This window comes from Billgrantia sp. NRB1 (assembly GCF_056921725.1).
Window position 1 is genome coordinate 2,155,337 of sequence record NZ_CM167783.1, and the last position, 15,490, is coordinate 2,170,826.

At 66.8% G+C, this 15,490-nt stretch carries 16 protein-coding genes; 13 read left to right on the forward strand and 3 right to left on the reverse strand.

What is annotated here, in order from left to right:
• The first annotated feature begins 13 nt into the window (after positions 1–13).
• The 4 genes from ACZIYR_RS09895 to ACZIYR_RS09910 are packed head-to-tail and all read left to right on the forward strand — an operon-like array spanning position 14 to position 3,932.
• Entirely contained in the window at positions 14–1,405 is a 1,392-nt protein-coding gene (locus ACZIYR_RS09895; protein ID WP_483526568.1) for an FAD-binding oxidoreductase, read from the forward strand.
• Between the two features lie 7 nt (positions 1,406–1,412).
• On the forward strand, positions 1,413–2,336 hold the full coding sequence (locus tag ACZIYR_RS09900; RefSeq protein ID WP_483526569.1) for a DMT family transporter: 924 nt from the start codon (positions 1,413–1,415) through the stop codon (positions 2,334–2,336).
• Positions 2,333–2,791, forward strand: a complete 459-nt coding sequence (locus tag ACZIYR_RS09905; RefSeq protein ID WP_483526570.1) for an N-acetyltransferase family protein — start codon at positions 2,333–2,335, stop codon at positions 2,789–2,791. Before ACZIYR_RS09900 ends, ACZIYR_RS09905 begins: the two co-directional genes overlap by 4 nt.
• 34 nt (positions 2,792–2,825) lie before the next feature.
• A complete protein-coding gene (locus tag ACZIYR_RS09910) occupies positions 2,826–3,932 on the forward strand; it encodes a pyridoxal phosphate-dependent aminotransferase (RefSeq protein ID WP_483526571.1) in 1,107 nt (368 codons plus the stop codon).
• A gap of 136 nt (positions 3,933–4,068) precedes the next feature.
• On the opposite strand, the gene ACZIYR_RS09915 is transcribed toward ACZIYR_RS09910, so the two are convergent.
• The gene (locus ACZIYR_RS09915) at positions 4,069–4,542 is read right to left on the reverse strand and encodes a Spy/CpxP family protein refolding chaperone (RefSeq protein WP_473033595.1); all 474 of its coding nucleotides are present in this window, start codon (positions 4,540–4,542) and stop codon (positions 4,069–4,071) included.
• A gap of 166 nt (positions 4,543–4,708) precedes the next feature.
• On the opposite strand from ACZIYR_RS09915, the gene ACZIYR_RS09920 reads away from it, so the two are divergent.
• The 5 genes from ACZIYR_RS09920 to ACZIYR_RS09940 all read left to right on the forward strand — a co-directional run bounded on the left by ACZIYR_RS09920 (position 4,709) and on the right by ACZIYR_RS09940 (position 8,374).
• The gene (locus ACZIYR_RS09920) at positions 4,709–5,230 is read left to right on the forward strand and encodes an N-acetyltransferase family protein (protein WP_483526572.1); all 522 of its coding nucleotides are present in this window, start codon (positions 4,709–4,711) and stop codon (positions 5,228–5,230) included.
• 59 nt (positions 5,231–5,289) lie between these two features.
• Entirely contained in the window at positions 5,290–6,285 is a 996-nt protein-coding gene (locus tag ACZIYR_RS09925) for a TRAP transporter substrate-binding protein (RefSeq protein ID WP_473033598.1), read from the forward strand.
• Entirely contained in the window at positions 6,286–6,828 is a 543-nt protein-coding gene (locus tag ACZIYR_RS09930; RefSeq protein WP_483526573.1) for a TRAP transporter small permease, read from the forward strand.
• The gene (locus tag ACZIYR_RS09935; protein WP_483526574.1) at positions 6,825–8,084 is read left to right on the forward strand and encodes a TRAP transporter large permease; all 1,260 of its coding nucleotides are present in this window, start codon (positions 6,825–6,827) and stop codon (positions 8,082–8,084) included. The genes ACZIYR_RS09930 and ACZIYR_RS09935 overlap by 4 nt, the downstream gene beginning before the upstream one ends.
• Positions 8,085–8,179: 95 nt before the next feature.
• Entirely contained in the window at positions 8,180–8,374 is a 195-nt protein-coding gene (locus ACZIYR_RS09940) for a hypothetical protein (protein WP_473033599.1), read from the forward strand.
• A gap of 2 nt (positions 8,375–8,376) precedes the next feature.
• Here ACZIYR_RS09940 and ACZIYR_RS09945 read toward each other — a convergent pair whose 3' ends face one another.
• Both ACZIYR_RS09945 and rluF read right to left on the reverse strand, forming a co-directional pair.
• Complete coding sequence (locus ACZIYR_RS09945) at positions 8,377–8,970, reverse strand: DUF938 domain-containing protein (RefSeq protein ID WP_483526575.1); 594 nt, start codon at positions 8,968–8,970, stop codon at positions 8,377–8,379.
• A 41-nt stretch (positions 8,971–9,011) separates the two neighbouring features.
• Positions 9,012–10,070, reverse strand: a complete 1,059-nt coding sequence (gene rluF, locus ACZIYR_RS09950; RefSeq protein ID WP_483526576.1) for a 23S rRNA pseudouridine(2604) synthase RluF — start codon at positions 10,068–10,070, stop codon at positions 9,012–9,014.
• 229 nt (positions 10,071–10,299) lie between these two features.
• Here rluF and hutC point away from each other — a divergent pair, with 229 nt between their 5' ends.
• The 4 genes from hutC (at position 10,300) to hutU (ending at position 15,272) form a co-directional block, all read left to right on the forward strand.
• Positions 10,300–11,016 carry a histidine utilization repressor gene (gene hutC / locus ACZIYR_RS09955; protein ID WP_483526577.1) on the forward strand — a complete coding sequence of 239 codons (717 nt, stop codon included), beginning with the start codon at positions 10,300–10,302 and terminating at the stop codon, positions 11,014–11,016.
• 339 nt (positions 11,017–11,355) lie between these two features.
• On the forward strand, positions 11,356–12,573 hold the full coding sequence (gene hutI, locus ACZIYR_RS09960) for an imidazolonepropionase (RefSeq protein WP_483526578.1): 1,218 nt from the start codon (positions 11,356–11,358) through the stop codon (positions 12,571–12,573).
• On the forward strand, positions 12,566–13,513 hold the full coding sequence (gene hutG / locus ACZIYR_RS09965; protein ID WP_483526579.1) for a formimidoylglutamase: 948 nt from the start codon (positions 12,566–12,568) through the stop codon (positions 13,511–13,513). Before hutI ends, hutG begins: the two co-directional genes overlap by 8 nt.
• Positions 13,514–13,577: 64 nt before the next feature.
• Positions 13,578–15,272 (forward strand): urocanate hydratase, encoded by a 1,695-nt coding sequence (gene hutU / locus ACZIYR_RS09970; RefSeq protein WP_483526580.1) that lies wholly within the window; start codon positions 13,578–13,580, stop codon positions 15,270–15,272.
• Positions 15,273–15,490: the final 218 nt, after the last annotated feature.

Consider the following 15,490-nt stretch of genomic DNA (forward strand, 5'->3'; position numbering starts at 1 on the left):
CACAGGACACCCCATGGATGCACTCCTGAAGGATATCGCCGAGCGTGTCGGCAACGCCGGCCTGCTCATCGGCGACGACGTTGCCGCCCGGCGCGTCGACTGGATGACCGGCGCCGGCTGTCGCGCCGGTGCCATCGTGCGGCCTGCCGACACCGACGAACTGGCGGCGGTGATGCGCCTCTGCCATGAGGCCAACCAGCCGGTGGTGACTCACGGCGGCCTGACCGGCCTGGTGCACGGCGCTGAGGCCGCCCCCGACGAGGTGGTCGTCTCCCTGGAGCGCATGAACGCCATCGAGGCCATCGACCCCGTGGGCGGCACCATGACCGTCCAGGCCGGGGTCGCCCTACAGCGGGTCCAGGAGGCGGCGGCCGCCCACGACCTGCAGTTCGCACTCGACCTCGGCGCCCGCGGCTCCTGCACCATCGGCGGCAATATCGCCACCAACGCCGGCGGCGTGCGGGTGATTCGCTACGGCATGATGCGCCAGCAGGTACTGGGGCTAGAAGCGGTGCTCGCCGATGGCCGCGTGATCAGCTCGATGAACCACATGCTCAAGAACAATGCCGGCTACGACCTCAAGCAGCTGTTCATCGGCAGCGAGGGCACGCTGGGCATCGTGACACGGGCGGTGCTCAAGCTGCAGCCGACCCAGCCCAGCGAGCAGACGGCCCTGGTGGCCTGCCCCTCCTTCGAGGCGCTGACCGGGCTGCTGCAGCAGATGGGACGCCAGCTAGGCGGCGCCCTGGGTACCTTCGAGGTGATGTGGCGTAACCACTATCGCCTGCTCACCGAGGAGAGCGGCCGACATGCCCCGCCCCTGGCCACCACATCACCCTACTATGCGCTGATCGAATCGCTTGGCGTGGATGATGACAGCAATGCCGCACGCTTCAACCAGGCGCTGGAATCGGCCTTCGATGACGGCCTGATCCAGGACGCCGTGGTGGCCCACTCGGAGACCCAGCGCCAGGGCCTATGGGCAATCCGCGAGGATATCGAGGGGCTACTGCAGGCGCTCTCCCCCATGTTCACCTTCGATATCAGCCTGCCGATCGCCGCCATGCAGGCCTATGTCGACACCCTCGAAGCCAGCCTGGCAAGGCAGTGGCCCACGGCTCGCATGGTGGTCTTCGGGCATCTGGGCGACGGCAACCTGCACGTCTCGATCAGCGTGGGCAGTCAGGCCCCCGAGGCGCGCCGCGCCGTCGAGGGGCTGGTCTATGCCCCCCTGGCCAGACTCGGCGGGTCAATTTCCGCCGAGCACGGCATCGGCCTGGAGAAGCGCGACTACCTGGCGGTATCACGAAGCCCGGAGGAGATCGCCCTGATGCACACCCTAAAGCGGGCGCTGGACCCAAGGGGACTGCTCAACCGCCATAAGGTACTGGCGCCGGACGGCTGACGTGCCCATGTCGATTTCCGACACCTTGAACGCCAAGCTGCAGGCGCGCCCCGGCATCTCGGCGGCGCTGCTGATCGCCGCCATCGGCCTGTTCTGGGGAGGCAACTGGCCGGCGGTACGCTTCGCCCTGATGGATCTGCCCCCCTTCAGCCTGCGCGCCATCGGCTTCACCAGCGGCGCCCTGATGCTGCTGGGCTGGGCCTGGGCCCGTCGACTGCCGCTGCGAGTGAGCCGGCAGGAGCTACCCTGGCTGGCGGTCGCCGGGGGCTTCACCATTCTCGGCTTCAACGTTGGCACCGCCTTCGCCCAGCTCAACATGCCTACCTCCCAGGCGGCCATTATCGCCTTCACCATGCCCTGCTGGGCCCTGCTGATGGCCATCGGCCTGCTAGGCGAGCGGATCACCGGCCGCCAGTGGCTGGGGCTCGGGCTCGGACAGATCGGCCTGCTGCTGCTCGGCCCGGCCGCCCTGGCAGCGGGTCTCGACGGGCTCATCGGACCGCTGTTCGTGCTTGGAGCCGCGCTCTCCTGGGCCTTTGGCACCGTACTCATCAAGCGGCGCGGTGACTGGCAGGGCCATCCGGTGGTCATCACCGGCTGGCAGTTTGCCCTCTGCGCCATCCCCATGCTGCTGCTTGCCATCGGGCTCGAGGCGCCGCCGCCTCCGGTACAATGGCAGCGCACCACCTGGCTGGGGCTGGGCTATCACCTGATTTTCGCTATCTGCCTCGCGCAGATGCTGTGGTTTCGCAACGTCAACCGCCTGACCATCGGTCAGTCGACCATCAGCACCCTGATCATCCCGGTGGTCGGCGTGATAAGCGCCGCGGTGCTGCTGAATGAGCCGCTTGGCCCGAGGGTTGTGGCAGCCCTTGCCTTGACCCTGGCGGCTGTGGGTATCGTCATGACGCAAAGGAGGCCGTCACCATGACCCCAACGCTTCACTCTCCCACCGATCAGGATCGCGCCGACTGGCAGCGTCTCTACCGCGGCTACGCGGACTACTACGGCATGCCCATGAGCGAGGAGATCCTCGACACCGTATGGGGCTGGATTCACGCCCCGGACGAACCCTTCCACTGCCGCCTGGCGCGCAGCAACAACGGCGAGGCCATCGGCCTGATGCATTATCGCCCCATGCCCTCGCCGCTGCGCGGCACCCGAATCGGCTTTCTCGACGATCTCTTCGTCGACCCCGCCCACCGGGGCAGCGGGATCGCCGATGCCATGCTCGACGCCCTTAGAGAAGAGGCGCGCCATCATGGCTGGCCGCTGGTACGCTGGATCACCCGTGAGCACAACTATCGGGCCCGCGCCGTCTACGACCGCTGCGCGCGGCATACCGACTGGCAGACCTATGAGTTGGCCGTGCCGCCGGTCGACTAGTTCCATTCACCCTGGATGATTCGAAAGGCTCCCTATGCCCCGCTTTCCCGACCATCTCACCGGCCAAGGCCCCGACAACCCCTTCCCCGGCATCAAGGTGCTGGAGCGCCGGATCGGCCGCGAGATTCCCCATCGCCTGGGCTCCAACGAGGGCCTGGACATGCCCCACCGGGCGCTGCGCGAACGGTTCGGCGACGCCCTGGCTGAGCACGTCTACTGCTACGGGGACGCCGAGGCCCTGGGCGTGCGCCAGCGGCTGCAGGCCCTCCATGGGCTTCCGCTGGACAACACCCTGGTGGACGCCGGGGCCGACAGCCTGATCGCCCTGGCGCTGCGCGCGCTCACCGTCCCGGGGGAGCGGGTAATCAGTGCCGGCGGCACCTACCCGACCTTCGGCTATTTCGCCCGGGGGCACGGCTGCCGGCTGGTCGAGCTTCCCTACCATGAAGCGCCCGGGGTCCTGGCCCCCAATCTGGAGAGCCTGCTCAGCGCTGCGATCAAGGAAAAGGCGCGGCTGGTCTATCTGGCCAACCCCGACAACCCCAGCGGCCACCTCCATGACGACGACGCCATCCGCCGCCTGCGGGAGGCACTTCCCGACGACTGCTGGCTGCTGCTCGACGAGGCCTACCACGACTTCCGCGACGATGCCGACAGCCCCTTCAGCCGCGAGGCACTCCCCGGGGTGGTACGACTGCGCACCCTCTCCAAGGCCCACGGCCTGGCCGGCCTGCGCATCGGCTACGCCATCGCCGAGCCCGAGACCCTGGCGATAATGATGAAGGTGCGCATTCACTACGCCGTCTCGACCCTGACCCAGGCCGCCGCCGAAACGGTCCTGGATCACAATGACGAGGTGGAGCGGCACGTCCGCGAGGTCAAGGCGCGCCGCGCGCGGCTCGCCGACTACTTCCGGGGGCTCGGCGCCGAGGTACTGCCCAGCGCCACCAACTTCATCGCGCTACGCCTGGGTGACGCCGAGCTGGCGGAGCGCCTCAACCGCGAGCTGCTGGAGGCCGGACGCCTGATCGCTCGCCCCGCCCACCCGGACCTGGGGCATATCCTGCGCATCACCGCGGTGGAGGACGCCCTGCAGCCGGGACGCTTCGAGATCCTCGAGCGCGCTTTGGCCGGCCCCTGAGCCAGGCCGCGGCGGCGACCCCCGCCACTCCCGGCCCCCTTGCGGCCGGGGGTGCACCGACAAAAAACGGCTGCCCTTCACGGGCAGCCGTTTTTCGATAGCGTCTCGCTGCGTGGCAGCGATCGAGCGTGCAGACTTACTGCGGCGCTTGCTGCTGCTGTTGCTGCATCTGCTCCTGCATCTGGCGCATCTGCTGCTCTCGCAGCTGGGCCTGTCGCTCCAGCTCGGCGCGCTGTTCGTCAGTAAACACCGACTCCATGCGGGCCTGGAACAGCACATTGTTTGCGGCCATCTCGCCGGTCAGCTCACCAAGCCGCGCCGCATCCTGACGAATCGCCTGCTCGTCATAGTCGGGCCCAATGTGGCCATGGAGCTGCTGCTGAAGCGCCTGGGCTTCGCTCTGCTGCTCCTGCATGCCGTTTTGCATCTCGGTGAGCAGCGACACTAGCTCCTGGCGCTGCCCATCATCCAGCCCCAGCAGTTCGTCGAGCTGATCCACCTGCTGCTCCGGGGTTGGCGCAGCGCCCTGAGGCGCCATCTGCTGAGCCGCCGCCGGGGCCGCCATGGCCAGTGCCAGAAGCGCCGCTGCAAAATACTTGGCTGATGTCATGAAAACTCCGTTGCCATTCATGGATGCGCCCACCCTAACGCGATTCCCCCCGCCGACGACACCCCTCAGCGTAACCGTTTGTACTGGGAAGGCCATCGACAGGCCATGGGGATGGCGTACTATTGGCCTTTCCCCATCGTGACGATTGACAGTGACTGGACCCTCTATGCCCGCTATTCGTCCCTATCAGCCAGAAGACTGGCCTGCCCTCTGGTCGCTCATGGCGCCGGTATTTCGTGCCGGCGAGACCTACGCCGTGCCCCGCGATATCACCGAACAGGACGCCCACCGCATGTGGGTGGAGCTCCCCCGGGCAGTACGCGTGGCCGTTGACGAAACCGGCCGAGTGCTGGGCACCTACTACCTGAAGCCCAATCAGCCGGGACCCGGTGATCATGTCGCGAACTGCGGCTACCTGGTTGCCGAATCGGCCCGCGGGCAAGGCATCGCCAGCCGGCTGTGCCAAGACTCGATTCACCAGGCCCTCACGCTCGGCTTCACCGCCATGCAGTACAACCTGGTGGTGGCCACCAACGAGGTGGCGATCCGTCTCTGGCAGCGCCACGGCTTTGCCATCATCGGCACCCTGCCCCACGCCTTCCGCCACCCCGAACAGGGCCCCGTGGACGCCTACGTGATGTACCGCATGCTGTCGTCATGCCCTACTGCTTTAGCCGAAGCGGATTGACCCTATGGGCTGCCATGGGCATGCTCACCGATGGACTGAACCAAGAGAGGAAAACAACAATGAAAGGCTTCGCATCCCGCACGCTGGCACTGGGCATCTCGCTGGCCCTGACCACCGCCGCCAATGCTTCCGACTTTGCCGACATGGACCCGGTCACCCTGCGCCTGGCCCACGTCGTCAACGAGCAAGACGGTTTCCATATTGCCGCCGTGAAATTCCAGGAACTGGTAGAGGCACGCACCGAGGGGGCGGTGAGTATCGATATCTACCCCAACGCCAGCCTCGGCGACGAGCGCACCCTGCTCGAGGGCATGCAGATCGGCACCGTGGACATGGGCGTGATCACCAATGGTCCGGTGGCGAATTTCGTCGAGGAGATGGCAGTCTTCGAGCTCCCCTTCCTGTTTCCCTCCCCCGAGGCCGCCTACGAGGTCCTCGACGGCGAGATCGGCCAGGAGCTGCTCGACAAGCTATCCGAGGTCAACCTCAAGGGCTTGGCCTACGCCGAACGGGGCTTTCGCAACCTGACCAACAGCGAGCGGGAGGTGCGCTCGCCGGCCGACATCGACGGGCTGCGTATCCGGGTCATGGAGAACCCCGTCTACACGGACACCTTTCGCGAGCTTGGCGCCAACGCCATTCCCATGGCCTGGACGGAAGCACTCACTGCCATGCAGCAGGGCACCATCGACGGCCAGGAAAACCCGGTCAACGTCATCCACTCCTTCAAGCTCCATGAAACCCAGAGCCACATGACGCTGTCACGGCACACCTATGCCCCGGCGATCTTCGTGATGGGCATGCCGGTCTGGAACGAGCTGCCGGAACCCGCGCAAGCGGTCATGCTGCAGGCGGCCCAGGAAGCTGCCGAGCATGAGCGCCGTGTCAATGCCGAGATGGAAGCCGAACAGCTGGCGGAGCTGCGCGATGCCGGCATGCAGATCGTTGATGACGCCGACCTCGAGGCCTTCCAGGCCGCTGTAGCACCGGTCTACGAAAAATACGGCGAGCAGTTTGGCGACTACCTGACCCGGATCCGGGCGGCGCTGGACTAAGTGACGAGCCTGACCGCCGCCTTGCTCAAGGCACTGCAGCGAATTGAGCACGCTCTCGACGCCGCCATTCAGCCCGTGGTCTTCGCGGGCATGGCGGCGCTGATCGGCGTGATCACCCTGCAGATCGTCTCGCGCGTGCTCTTCACGGCGGTGGGCTGGACCGAGGAGGTTGCCCGCTTTCTGCTGGTGTGGATCACCTTTCTGGGCGCCACCCTCGCCTTCCAGCGCGGCCGCCATATCGCCGTGACCTTCGTGGTCGACGCCCTGCCCGGCCGCCTGAAGCAGCTGGCGCGTATTGCCGCCCTCCTGGTGGCCCTGAGCTTCATGGTGGCCCTGATCCTGATCGGCTATCGCTACATGCAGGCACAGAGCTTCCAGAAGTCCGCCTCGCTGCGCCTCTCCATGACCTATGTCTATGCGGTCATCCCGATCTCGGCGGCGATCATGGCCTGGTACGCCCTGGTGGATCTGGTCGAACTGCTGATCCAGGGCCCCAGGGGCGGTGACCCCGGGCCCCGCATCCCCGAGGAGCCGCCGGCATGACCGGGCTGCTATTCGTACTGTTCTTCTGCTTCATGCTGCTGGGCGTTCCCATTGCCCTGGCCATTGGCGCCAGCACCCTGCTGGCCCTCAATGCCCAGGGCGTACCGCTAATGGTCGTCACTCAGCAGATGTTCCAGGGCATCAACTCCTTTGCTCTGGTGGCGGTCCCCATGTTCATCCTCACCGGGGATCTGATGGCCCAGGGCAAGGTCAGTGAGAAGCTGGTCAATTTTGCCGATGCCCTGTTCGGCTTCCTCAAGGGCGGTCTGTCCATCGTCTCGGTGGGGGCCGGTATGTTCTTCGCCGCCATCTCCGGCTCTGGAGCGGCCACTACCGCGGCGGTGGGCTCAACCCTGGTGCCGGAGCTGCGCAAGAAAGGCTATGATCCGGCTGCCGCCGCCAGCCTGATCGCCGCCAGCGGGACCATCGGGGTGGTGATTCCCCCTTCGGTTCCCATGATCATCTACGCGGTGATCGCCCAGCAGTCGGTGTCGACGCTGTTCCTCAACGGCGTCATCCCCGGGCTTGTCATGGGCCTCGGGCTTGGTGCCATCGCCATCGTCCAGGCCTACCGCAGGAACTACCCCCGCGGCACCGCGCTTTCGGCTGCCACCATCTGGCGTACTTTCCGCAGCGCCAGCTGGGGGCTCATGACACCGGTGATCATCCTGGGGGGTATCTTCTCCGGGGTATTCACGCCCAGCGAAGCCGCCGTGGTAGCGGTCAACTACGCCCTGCTGGTGTCGCTGTTTATCTACCGCGACCTGCGCCTGGCCGACGTCTACCGCATCCTCATCCGCTCGGCGATAACGACGTCGGTGATCATGCTGGTGATCGCCACCTCGGCGGTACTCAGCTGGACGCTCTCCAGCTGGCAGGTCCCGGGGGCCATCGCCCAGGCAGTGCTCTCACTGTCCACCGATCCCTTCGTGATCATGCTGTTGGTCGTCGCCGTGATCCTGCTCACCGGGGTGTTCATCGAAACCGCCAGCGCGCTGATCATTCTCACCCCGGTCCTCTTGCCCCTGGTCACCCAGCTCGGCATCGACCCGATCCACTTCGGCATCATCATCGTCATGGGGCTCGCCGTCGGGATGATCACCCCGCCGGTGGCGATCAACCTCTATGTGGCCTCTTCGGTGACCCAGCTACCGCTGGAGCGCATCACCCGCGCCATCGTGCCCTACCTGCTGGGGCTGATCAGCGTGCTGCTGATGGTGGTCTATGTGCCGATCCTCGCCGGCTGGTCGGGCTGAGGGCCTCGAACGGCTTGTGGTAAACGGCCGGGGCGGGCCATGATGAGAAAAGCTAAAGTATCGTTACCTGCCACCCCACACGCCAAGGATGCCCCATGCCTCACCCGACTGTGCTGGCCGCCGCCGGCCTGGCCCTCGCCCTGCTGGCCGGCTGCACCACCTATACCTTTCACGACGGCAGCCGCGAGACGCTGTGGGGCGTGCCCGCCGAGCCGGAAACCCACCGCTACGAGGATGATCGCCAGGCCGAGGGGGTGCGCTATCGTGTGCCCGGCGAGATCGAGGAGTAGCCTCATCCACGCCGCCGCAGTACCACGCTGAGGTTGTTGGCGGGCATCTCTACCACTCGGTCCAGGGCGAGGCCCTGCCGCTCGGCCTCTGCCACCACCGCCTCGAGGTCGCGTACGCCCCAGCGCGGATCGCGGCCCTTGAGATCGGCATCGAAGGCCGCATTGCTGGGCGCGGTATGGTGCCCTTCGCGCCGATAGGGGCCATAGAGAAACAGCACGCCGCCTGCGGTCAAGCGCCGCCCCGCACAGGCCATCAGCGCCTGAGTCACCTCCCAGGCGGAGATATGAATCAGGTTGATCGCCACGATGGCGTCGAAAGGCCCGGGGGGACAGCTGAGCGTCACGTCCAGCGCCAGCGGCGGCAACAGATTGGGCAGCTCGCTATGCTCACGCCAAGCGGCAATGGAGTCACGGGCATGGGGGTTGGGATCGCTTGGCTGCCACTCCCAGCCCGGCATGGCGGTGGCGCAGTGAACGCCGTGCTCACCGCTGCCACTAGCGACCTCCAGCACCCTCGCCCGTTCAGGCAGTACGTCTTGCAACACGGCCAGAATTGGCTGACGGTTGCGCTCGGCGGCAGGACTTGTCAAGCGCACGGCATATTCCTCCAGTCGTCACGGCTAAGCCGGCGCCATGATCAGCGGCCGGGCTTGGGTCGGCGTCCCTTGCCGGATTTGGCAGGCTTGGCCAGCCGCCTGCCGGACTTGTGAGCGGGACCGCCCCCTTTGCTAGCCGCCTTGCCTGCCGGCTTGCTCGACGTCTTGGTCCCGGCGGCTTTCTTCGCCGCTGCCTTGGCCTTGGGATCCGCGGCCTTCCCGCCTGGCGTCGCCTTGCCACCCGCCTTCGACTTGGCCGTATCGCGACGATGCGGCGCTCCGGACTTCCCGCGCCCCTTGGCGATACCGCGCTTTCCGCCCGTCGGCTTGCCTCTCGCCGGCTTTTGGCCGCCTCGCTGGCCGGTAGCCTCGGCATCGGCACTGGAGCGCTCGGTAAGCGCTAAAATCGTCTCCACCTCTTGCGGCGTCAGGTCGCGCCAGTCCCCCAAGGCCAGCCCCTTGAGGGACACGTTCATGATCCGGATTCGCTCGAGCCGGGTGACCTCATAGCCGAACACTTCGCACATGCGACGGATCTGGCGATTCAACCCCTGCACCAGGGTGATGTTGAAGACGAAGGTCGACTCCTTCACCACGCGGCAGCGCTTGGTGACTTGCCCCAGGATGGGGACCCCGGCCGCCATGCCCGCGATGAAATCGTCGGTGATCGGCTTGTCGACCGTGACCCGGTATTCCTTCTCGTGGTGATTGCTAGCCCTGAGGATCTTGTTGACCAGGTCGCCATTGTTAGTCAAAAAGATCAGCCCCTGGGAGTCCTTGTCCAGGCGGCCAATGGGAAAGATGCGGACCCCATGCTTGACGAAATCGACGATATTGGCCTTTTCGCTGGGCTCGGTGGTGCTGACGATGCCCACCGGCTTGTTGAGAGCGATAAAGACCAGGTCCTCGGCCTCCTGGGGCTCGATCCGTTGGCCGTTGACCTTGACCACATCCCCCGGATACACCTGATCCCCGGTACTGGCACGCTTACCGTTGAGCTGGACATTGCCCTGCTCGACGTAGCGGTCCGCCTCGCGGCGTGAGCACAGGCCGCTCTCGCTGATGTATTTATTGATTCGTGTCGATGATTTGAAGGCCATAGCCGTCCAAGAACTCCCGGGATCATAGCCTGCCCTGGCCGCCTAATGCGGGGCGCCGGGCGGCACTGCAGCAGATGCGTGGCCCCAACATAGCATGCCGGCTCACGGCGGCACCAACCGACCGCCAAGCCGAAGGCCGCAGGGCCCAATGCCGCGTGCCTGGCACCCCTGAGCCAGGTAGACTATTCGTCTATACATTTGCCATTCGTAAAAGGACGCGGCGCAGACCATGGGCAGCTCTCCCCCGCTCTACCTGCAGATCCAGCAGCACCTGCTGGACAAGATCCACAGCGGCGACTGGCCGGCCCACCACCAGATTCCGCCGGAGGAGCAGCTGGCACGGGACTTCGGGGTCAGCCGCATGACGGCCAACAAGGCGATCCGCGACCTTGTGCAGAAAGGCTACCTGACCCGCCAGGCGGGGCTCGGCACCTTCGTCACCGACCGCAAGGCGGAGTCCTCGCTGCTCGACGTGCACAATATCGCCGAGGAGGTGCGCGGGCGCGGCCACGCCTACCGCAACGAGGTGCTGACCCGAGAGGCCATCGACGCCGACGACGAGGTGGCGCTGCGGCTGGGCGTGCGGCTCGGCAGCCGGGTCTTCCACACCCTGCTGGTGCACTACGAGGACGAGGTACCCATTCAGCTGGAGAATCGCTACGTCAATCCCCGCTGGGTGCCGGACTACCTGGAGACCGACTTTTCCCGCCACACGCCCAACGAGGTGCTGGTGGCCGCCTGCCCGATCACCGATATCGAGCATATCGTCGAGGCGGTGCTGGTGGATGCCCAGACCGCCGACTGGCTGGCCATCGATACCGCCACTCCCTGTCTGAGCATGGTGCGCCGCACCTGGTCCGGCGAGCAGCTGATCAGCTATGCGCGCCTGATCCACCCCGGCGACCGCTACAAGCTGCGCTCCACCGTCAACAGCCGCCGCGACTAGCTCCCCTGACACAGGAACGCCTCCCGGGCCGGCCCCGGGAGGCGCGGGTCGTTGCGCTGCCACCAGACAACTACCCAATCCGCTTAATGTATATACATGCAATCGAGAAAGCCTCCTCCATATCTTTCTCGAAGCCTTATACTTTTGTCTTAACAACCCCGTAGCCAGCACCTGTCGTTGTGCGACAACAACCAAATAACCCACTGTAGTTAAAGCGATTCTCTGTCTTTTTGGGCTGATATCCACGGCCCCTGACAATTCCGCATCACGGGGTGACTTGACGCCATTTTCCGGCTAGGCTAATTGTATATACATAACGAGTTCAACAAGGAGGCCGCCATGCCATCCCCAGCCACTCGCCGCCTCTGGCGCGATATCACCCTCTTCGATGGCCTACGCACCCTGCCCGAGCCCATGGCGGTGATCGTGGCCGGCGAGCGCCTCGAGCGGGTCGTTCCGATGAGCGAGCTAGACGCCGAGACCCTCGCCGGCTGCGAGCTGATGGCCAGCGGCGGCGTCATGACCCCCGGCCTGGTGGACTGCCATACCCACCTGGTCTTCGGCGGCTCCCGGGCCGACGAATTCGAGCAGCGCCTGGAAGGCGTCAGCTACGAGGAGATCGCTCGCCGCGGCGGCGGCATCCTCAGCACCGTCACCGCCACCCGCGAGGCCAGCGAGGAGGCGCTCTTCGCCGCCGCCCGCCCGCGCCTCGAGGCTCTGATGGCCGAGGGCGTCACCACTGTGGAGATCAAGTCCGGCTACGGCCTGACGGTCGCCGACGAGCTGAAGATGCTGCGGGTGGCCCGCCGCCTGGGCGAGGCCCTGCCGGTGCGAGTAGTCACCACCCTGCTGGGCGCCCACGCTCTGCCCCCGGAGTTCACCGACGACAGCGACGGCTACATTCGCCTGGTCTGCGAACAGATGATCCCGGCAGCCGCCGCCGAGGGGCTGGCCGATGCGGTGGACGTGTTCTGCGAGACCATCGCCTTCTCGGTGGCCCAGTGTGAGCGGGTCTTCGAGGCCGCCGAGGCGTACGGCTTGCCCATCAAGGCCCACGCCGAGCAGCTCTCCAACCTGGGCGGCAGCGCCATGGCCGCCCGCCATGGGGCGCTCTCCGCCGACCATATCGAGTTTTTGGACGAGGACGGGGTCGACGCGCTGAGAGACGCCGGCAGCGTCGCCGTGCTGCTGCCCGGCGCCTTTCACACCCTGCGCGAGACCAAGCTGCCGCCGATACCCGCGCTGCGGCGCGCCGGCGTGCCCATGGCGGTGGCCACCGACGCCAACCCGGGCAGCTCGCCGATCTTCGACCCCACCCTGATGCTCAACTTCGCCTGCACCCTCTTCCGCCTCACACCCCAGGAGGCCCTGGCCGGCATGACCGCCCACGGCGCCCGGGCGCTGGGGCTTCACGACCGGCAGCTCGGCCGCATCGTCGAGGGCGCCCCGGCGGATCTCTGCCTGTGGAACGCCGACACCCCGGCGGCGCTCGCCTATGCGGTCCAGCCCGGCCGCCTGCGCCAGCGGGTGTTCAACGGGGAGGTGAGCCATGACTAAGCTCATCGACATGTCCCCCTGGGCCGGTCGCGAGGATCCCGAGGCGGATAGCCTGCGCTGGCACCAAGTGGTCGAGCCGCTTCAGGCCTCCACCACCCCGGGCGTGGCCCTGGTGGGCTTCGCCTGCGACGCCGGGGTGGCCCGCAACCAGGGGCGAATCGGGGCCGCCAAGGGCCCCCGGGCCCTGCGTCAGGCCCTGGCGCCGCTGGCCTGGCACCGCCAAGGCCCTGCCCTGGATGCCGGCGATATCGTCTGCCATGGCGATGGCGACATGGAAACCGCCCAGGCGCGGCTGGCCGAGCGGGTCGCCGAGCTCATGGCCCAGGGCCACCTGCCCATCGTGCTGGGCGGCGGTCACGAGGTGGCCTTCGGCAGCTGGTCGGGTCTGGCCCGCCACCTGGAAGCCGGCGACACCTCGATCCCCAAGGTCGGCATCATCAACTTCGATGCCCACTTCGACCTGCGCGACTCGCGTCATGTGCGCTCCTCCGGCACCCCCTTCGCCCAGATCGCCGAGGCCAGCCAGGCCCGCGGCTGGCCCTTCCGCTACGCCTGCCTGGGCGTCAGCCGGGCCGCCAACACCCGGGCGCTCTTCCAGCGTGCCGCCGAGCTTGGCGTGCTGGTCCGCGAGGATCACGAGATCACCGCGGCCCGCCTGGACAGCCTCGGCGAGGAGCTCACCGACTTTATCGGCCAGTGCGACCGAATCTACCTGAGCATCGATATCGACGTGCTGCCGGCCTGCGAGGCACCCGGCGTCAGCGCCCCCGCCGCCCACGGCGTGCCGCTGGCCCTGATCGAGCCGCTGCTCACCCGGGTGCGCGACAGCGGCAAGCTGGCGCTGATCGACCTGGCCGAGCTCAACCCCGACGTCGATATCGACAGGCGCACCGCCCGGGCGGCGGCGCGGCTGATTCATCATTTGACGCTAAACGGCTAAGCCGTACGGCCCGCCGAACATCACGACACCCTACACCGAACGACCCAACCAAGAGGCGACTCCCATGACCCAGCGCGATCCCCGTCACGACCCGTCCCGCCGGGACGCCGGCCGCAAGATCGGCGCCCCCACCGGCACCGAGCGCAGCTGCAAGAGCTGGCTCACCGAGGCGCCGCTGCGCATGCTGATGAACAACCTCCACCCGGACGTGGCCGAACGCCCCGAGGACCTGGTGGTCTACGGCGGCATCGGCCGCGCCGCCCGTGACTGGCAGTGCTACGACACCATTGTCGAGACCCTGCAGCGCCTGGAAGACACCCAGACCCTGCTGGTCCAGTCCGGCAAGCCGGTGGGCGTCTTCGAGACCCACAAGGACGCCCCCCGGGTGCTGATCGCCAACTCCAACCTGGTGCCGGCCTGGGCCAACTGGGAGCACTTCAACGAGCTGGATAAGAAAGGCCTGATGATGTACGGCCAGATGACCGCCGGCTCCTGGATCTACATCGGCTCCCAGGGCATCGTCCAGGGCACCTACGAGACCTTCGTCGAGGCCGGCCGCCAGCACTACGACGGCGACCTCAAGGGCCGCTGGATCCTCACCGCCGGCCTCGGCGGCATGGGCGGCGCCCAGCCCCTGGCGGCGACCCTGGCCGGCGCCTGCTCGCTCAACGTCGAGTGCCAGCAGTCGAGCCTCGACTTCCGCCTGCGCACCCGCTATCTGGACGAGCAGGCCGAGGACCTCGACGACGCCCTGGCGCGCATCGAGCGCTACACCGCCGAGGGCAAGGCGGTCTCCATCGGCCTCTGTGCCAACGCCGCCGATGTGCTGCCGGAGCTGGTCAAGCGCGGCGTGCGCCCCGATATGGTCACCGACCAGACCAGCGCCCACGACCCGCTGCACGGCTACCTGCCCCAGGGCTGGACCTGGGATGAATACGTGGCCCGCGGCAAGACCCAGCCCGAGGCCACCGTCAAGGCCGCCAAGCAGTCCATGGCGGTGCATGTCCAGGCCATGCTCGACTTCCAGAAGATGGGCGTGCCCACCTTCGACTACGGCAACAACATCCGCCAGATGGCGATGGAAGAGGGCGTCGCCAACGCCTTCGACTTCCCCGGCTTCGTGCCAGCCTACATCCGCCCGCTGTTCTGCCAGGGCATCGGCCCCTTCCGCTGGGCCGCGCTCTCCGGCGACCCGGAGGACATCTACAAGACCGACCAGAAGGTCAAGGAGCTGATCCCCGACGACCCGCACCTGCACAACTGGCTCGACATGGCCCGGGAGCGGATCAGCTTCCAGGGGCTGCCGGCGCGGATCTGCTGGGTGGGCCTCAAGGATCGCGCCCGCCTCGGCCAGGCCTTCAACGAGATGGTCGCCAACGGCGAGCTCAAGGCGCCCGTCGTCATTGGCCGCGACCACCTGGACTCCGGCTCGGTGGCCAGCCCCAACCGCGAGACCGAGGCGATGCAGGACGGCAGCGACGCCGTCTCCGACTGGCCGCTGCTCAACGCCCTGCTCAATACCGCCGGCGGCGCCACCTGGGTCTCGCTGCACCATGGCGGCGGGGTGGGCATGGGCTACTCCCAGCACGCCGGGGTGGTGATCGTCGCCGACGGCAGCGATGACGCCCACGCTCGCCTGGGCCGGGTGCTGCACAACGACCCGGGCACCGGGGTGATGCGTCACGCCGACGCCGGCTACGACATCGCCAAGCAGTGCGCCCGGGACAACGGCCTCGACCTGCCGATGCTGGATAAATAAGGTTCTTCGCATTTTAACGTGAACATGTTTGGCAAGCTTCAAGGTAGGAGGCCGGCTCTGCCGGCGGTTCGACGAAGGCGCCGCAGGCGCCCCTTTGGTAGCGCTGCGCGCTACTTCGCGAGCTGAAGCTCCCTCCCACAAAGCCAGTTCACGCCAGTATGTGATGAACCATAAATAAGCGCCCTTACATCGCGACATGCCAAGGTACCCTGCCCTGG

What these genes read in the sequence shown, in the direction of transcription:
- ACZIYR_RS09895 (WP_483526568.1), top strand. Translation starts at nt 14, where the DNA reads ATGGATGCACTCCTGAAGGATATCGCCGAGCGTGTCGGCAACGCCGGC.
- ACZIYR_RS09900 (WP_483526569.1), top strand. Translation starts at nt 1,413, where the DNA reads ATGTCGATTTCCGACACCTTGAACGCCAAGCTGCAGGCGCGCCCCGGC.
- ACZIYR_RS09905 (WP_483526570.1), top strand. Translation starts at nt 2,333, where the DNA reads ATGACCCCAACGCTTCACTCTCCCACCGATCAGGATCGCGCCGACTGG.
- ACZIYR_RS09910 (WP_483526571.1), top strand. Translation starts at nt 2,826, where the DNA reads ATGCCCCGCTTTCCCGACCATCTCACCGGCCAAGGCCCCGACAACCCC.
- ACZIYR_RS09915 (WP_473033595.1), bottom strand. Translation starts at nt 4,542, where the DNA reads ATGACATCAGCCAAGTATTTTGCAGCGGCGCTTCTGGCACTGGCCATG.
- ACZIYR_RS09920 (WP_483526572.1), top strand. Translation starts at nt 4,709, where the DNA reads ATGCCCGCTATTCGTCCCTATCAGCCAGAAGACTGGCCTGCCCTCTGG.
- ACZIYR_RS09925 (WP_473033598.1), top strand. Translation starts at nt 5,290, where the DNA reads ATGAAAGGCTTCGCATCCCGCACGCTGGCACTGGGCATCTCGCTGGCC.
- ACZIYR_RS09935 (WP_483526574.1), top strand. Translation starts at nt 6,825, where the DNA reads ATGACCGGGCTGCTATTCGTACTGTTCTTCTGCTTCATGCTGCTGGGC.
- ACZIYR_RS09940 (WP_473033599.1), top strand. Translation starts at nt 8,180, where the DNA reads ATGCCTCACCCGACTGTGCTGGCCGCCGCCGGCCTGGCCCTCGCCCTG.
- rluF (WP_483526576.1), bottom strand. Translation starts at nt 10,070, where the DNA reads ATGGCCTTCAAATCATCGACACGAATCAATAAATACATCAGCGAGAGC.
- hutC (WP_483526577.1), top strand. Translation starts at nt 10,300, where the DNA reads ATGGGCAGCTCTCCCCCGCTCTACCTGCAGATCCAGCAGCACCTGCTG.
- hutI (WP_483526578.1), top strand. Translation starts at nt 11,356, where the DNA reads ATGCCATCCCCAGCCACTCGCCGCCTCTGGCGCGATATCACCCTCTTC.
- hutG (WP_483526579.1), top strand. Translation starts at nt 12,566, where the DNA reads ATGACTAAGCTCATCGACATGTCCCCCTGGGCCGGTCGCGAGGATCCC.
- hutU (WP_483526580.1), top strand. Translation starts at nt 13,578, where the DNA reads ATGACCCAGCGCGATCCCCGTCACGACCCGTCCCGCCGGGACGCCGGC.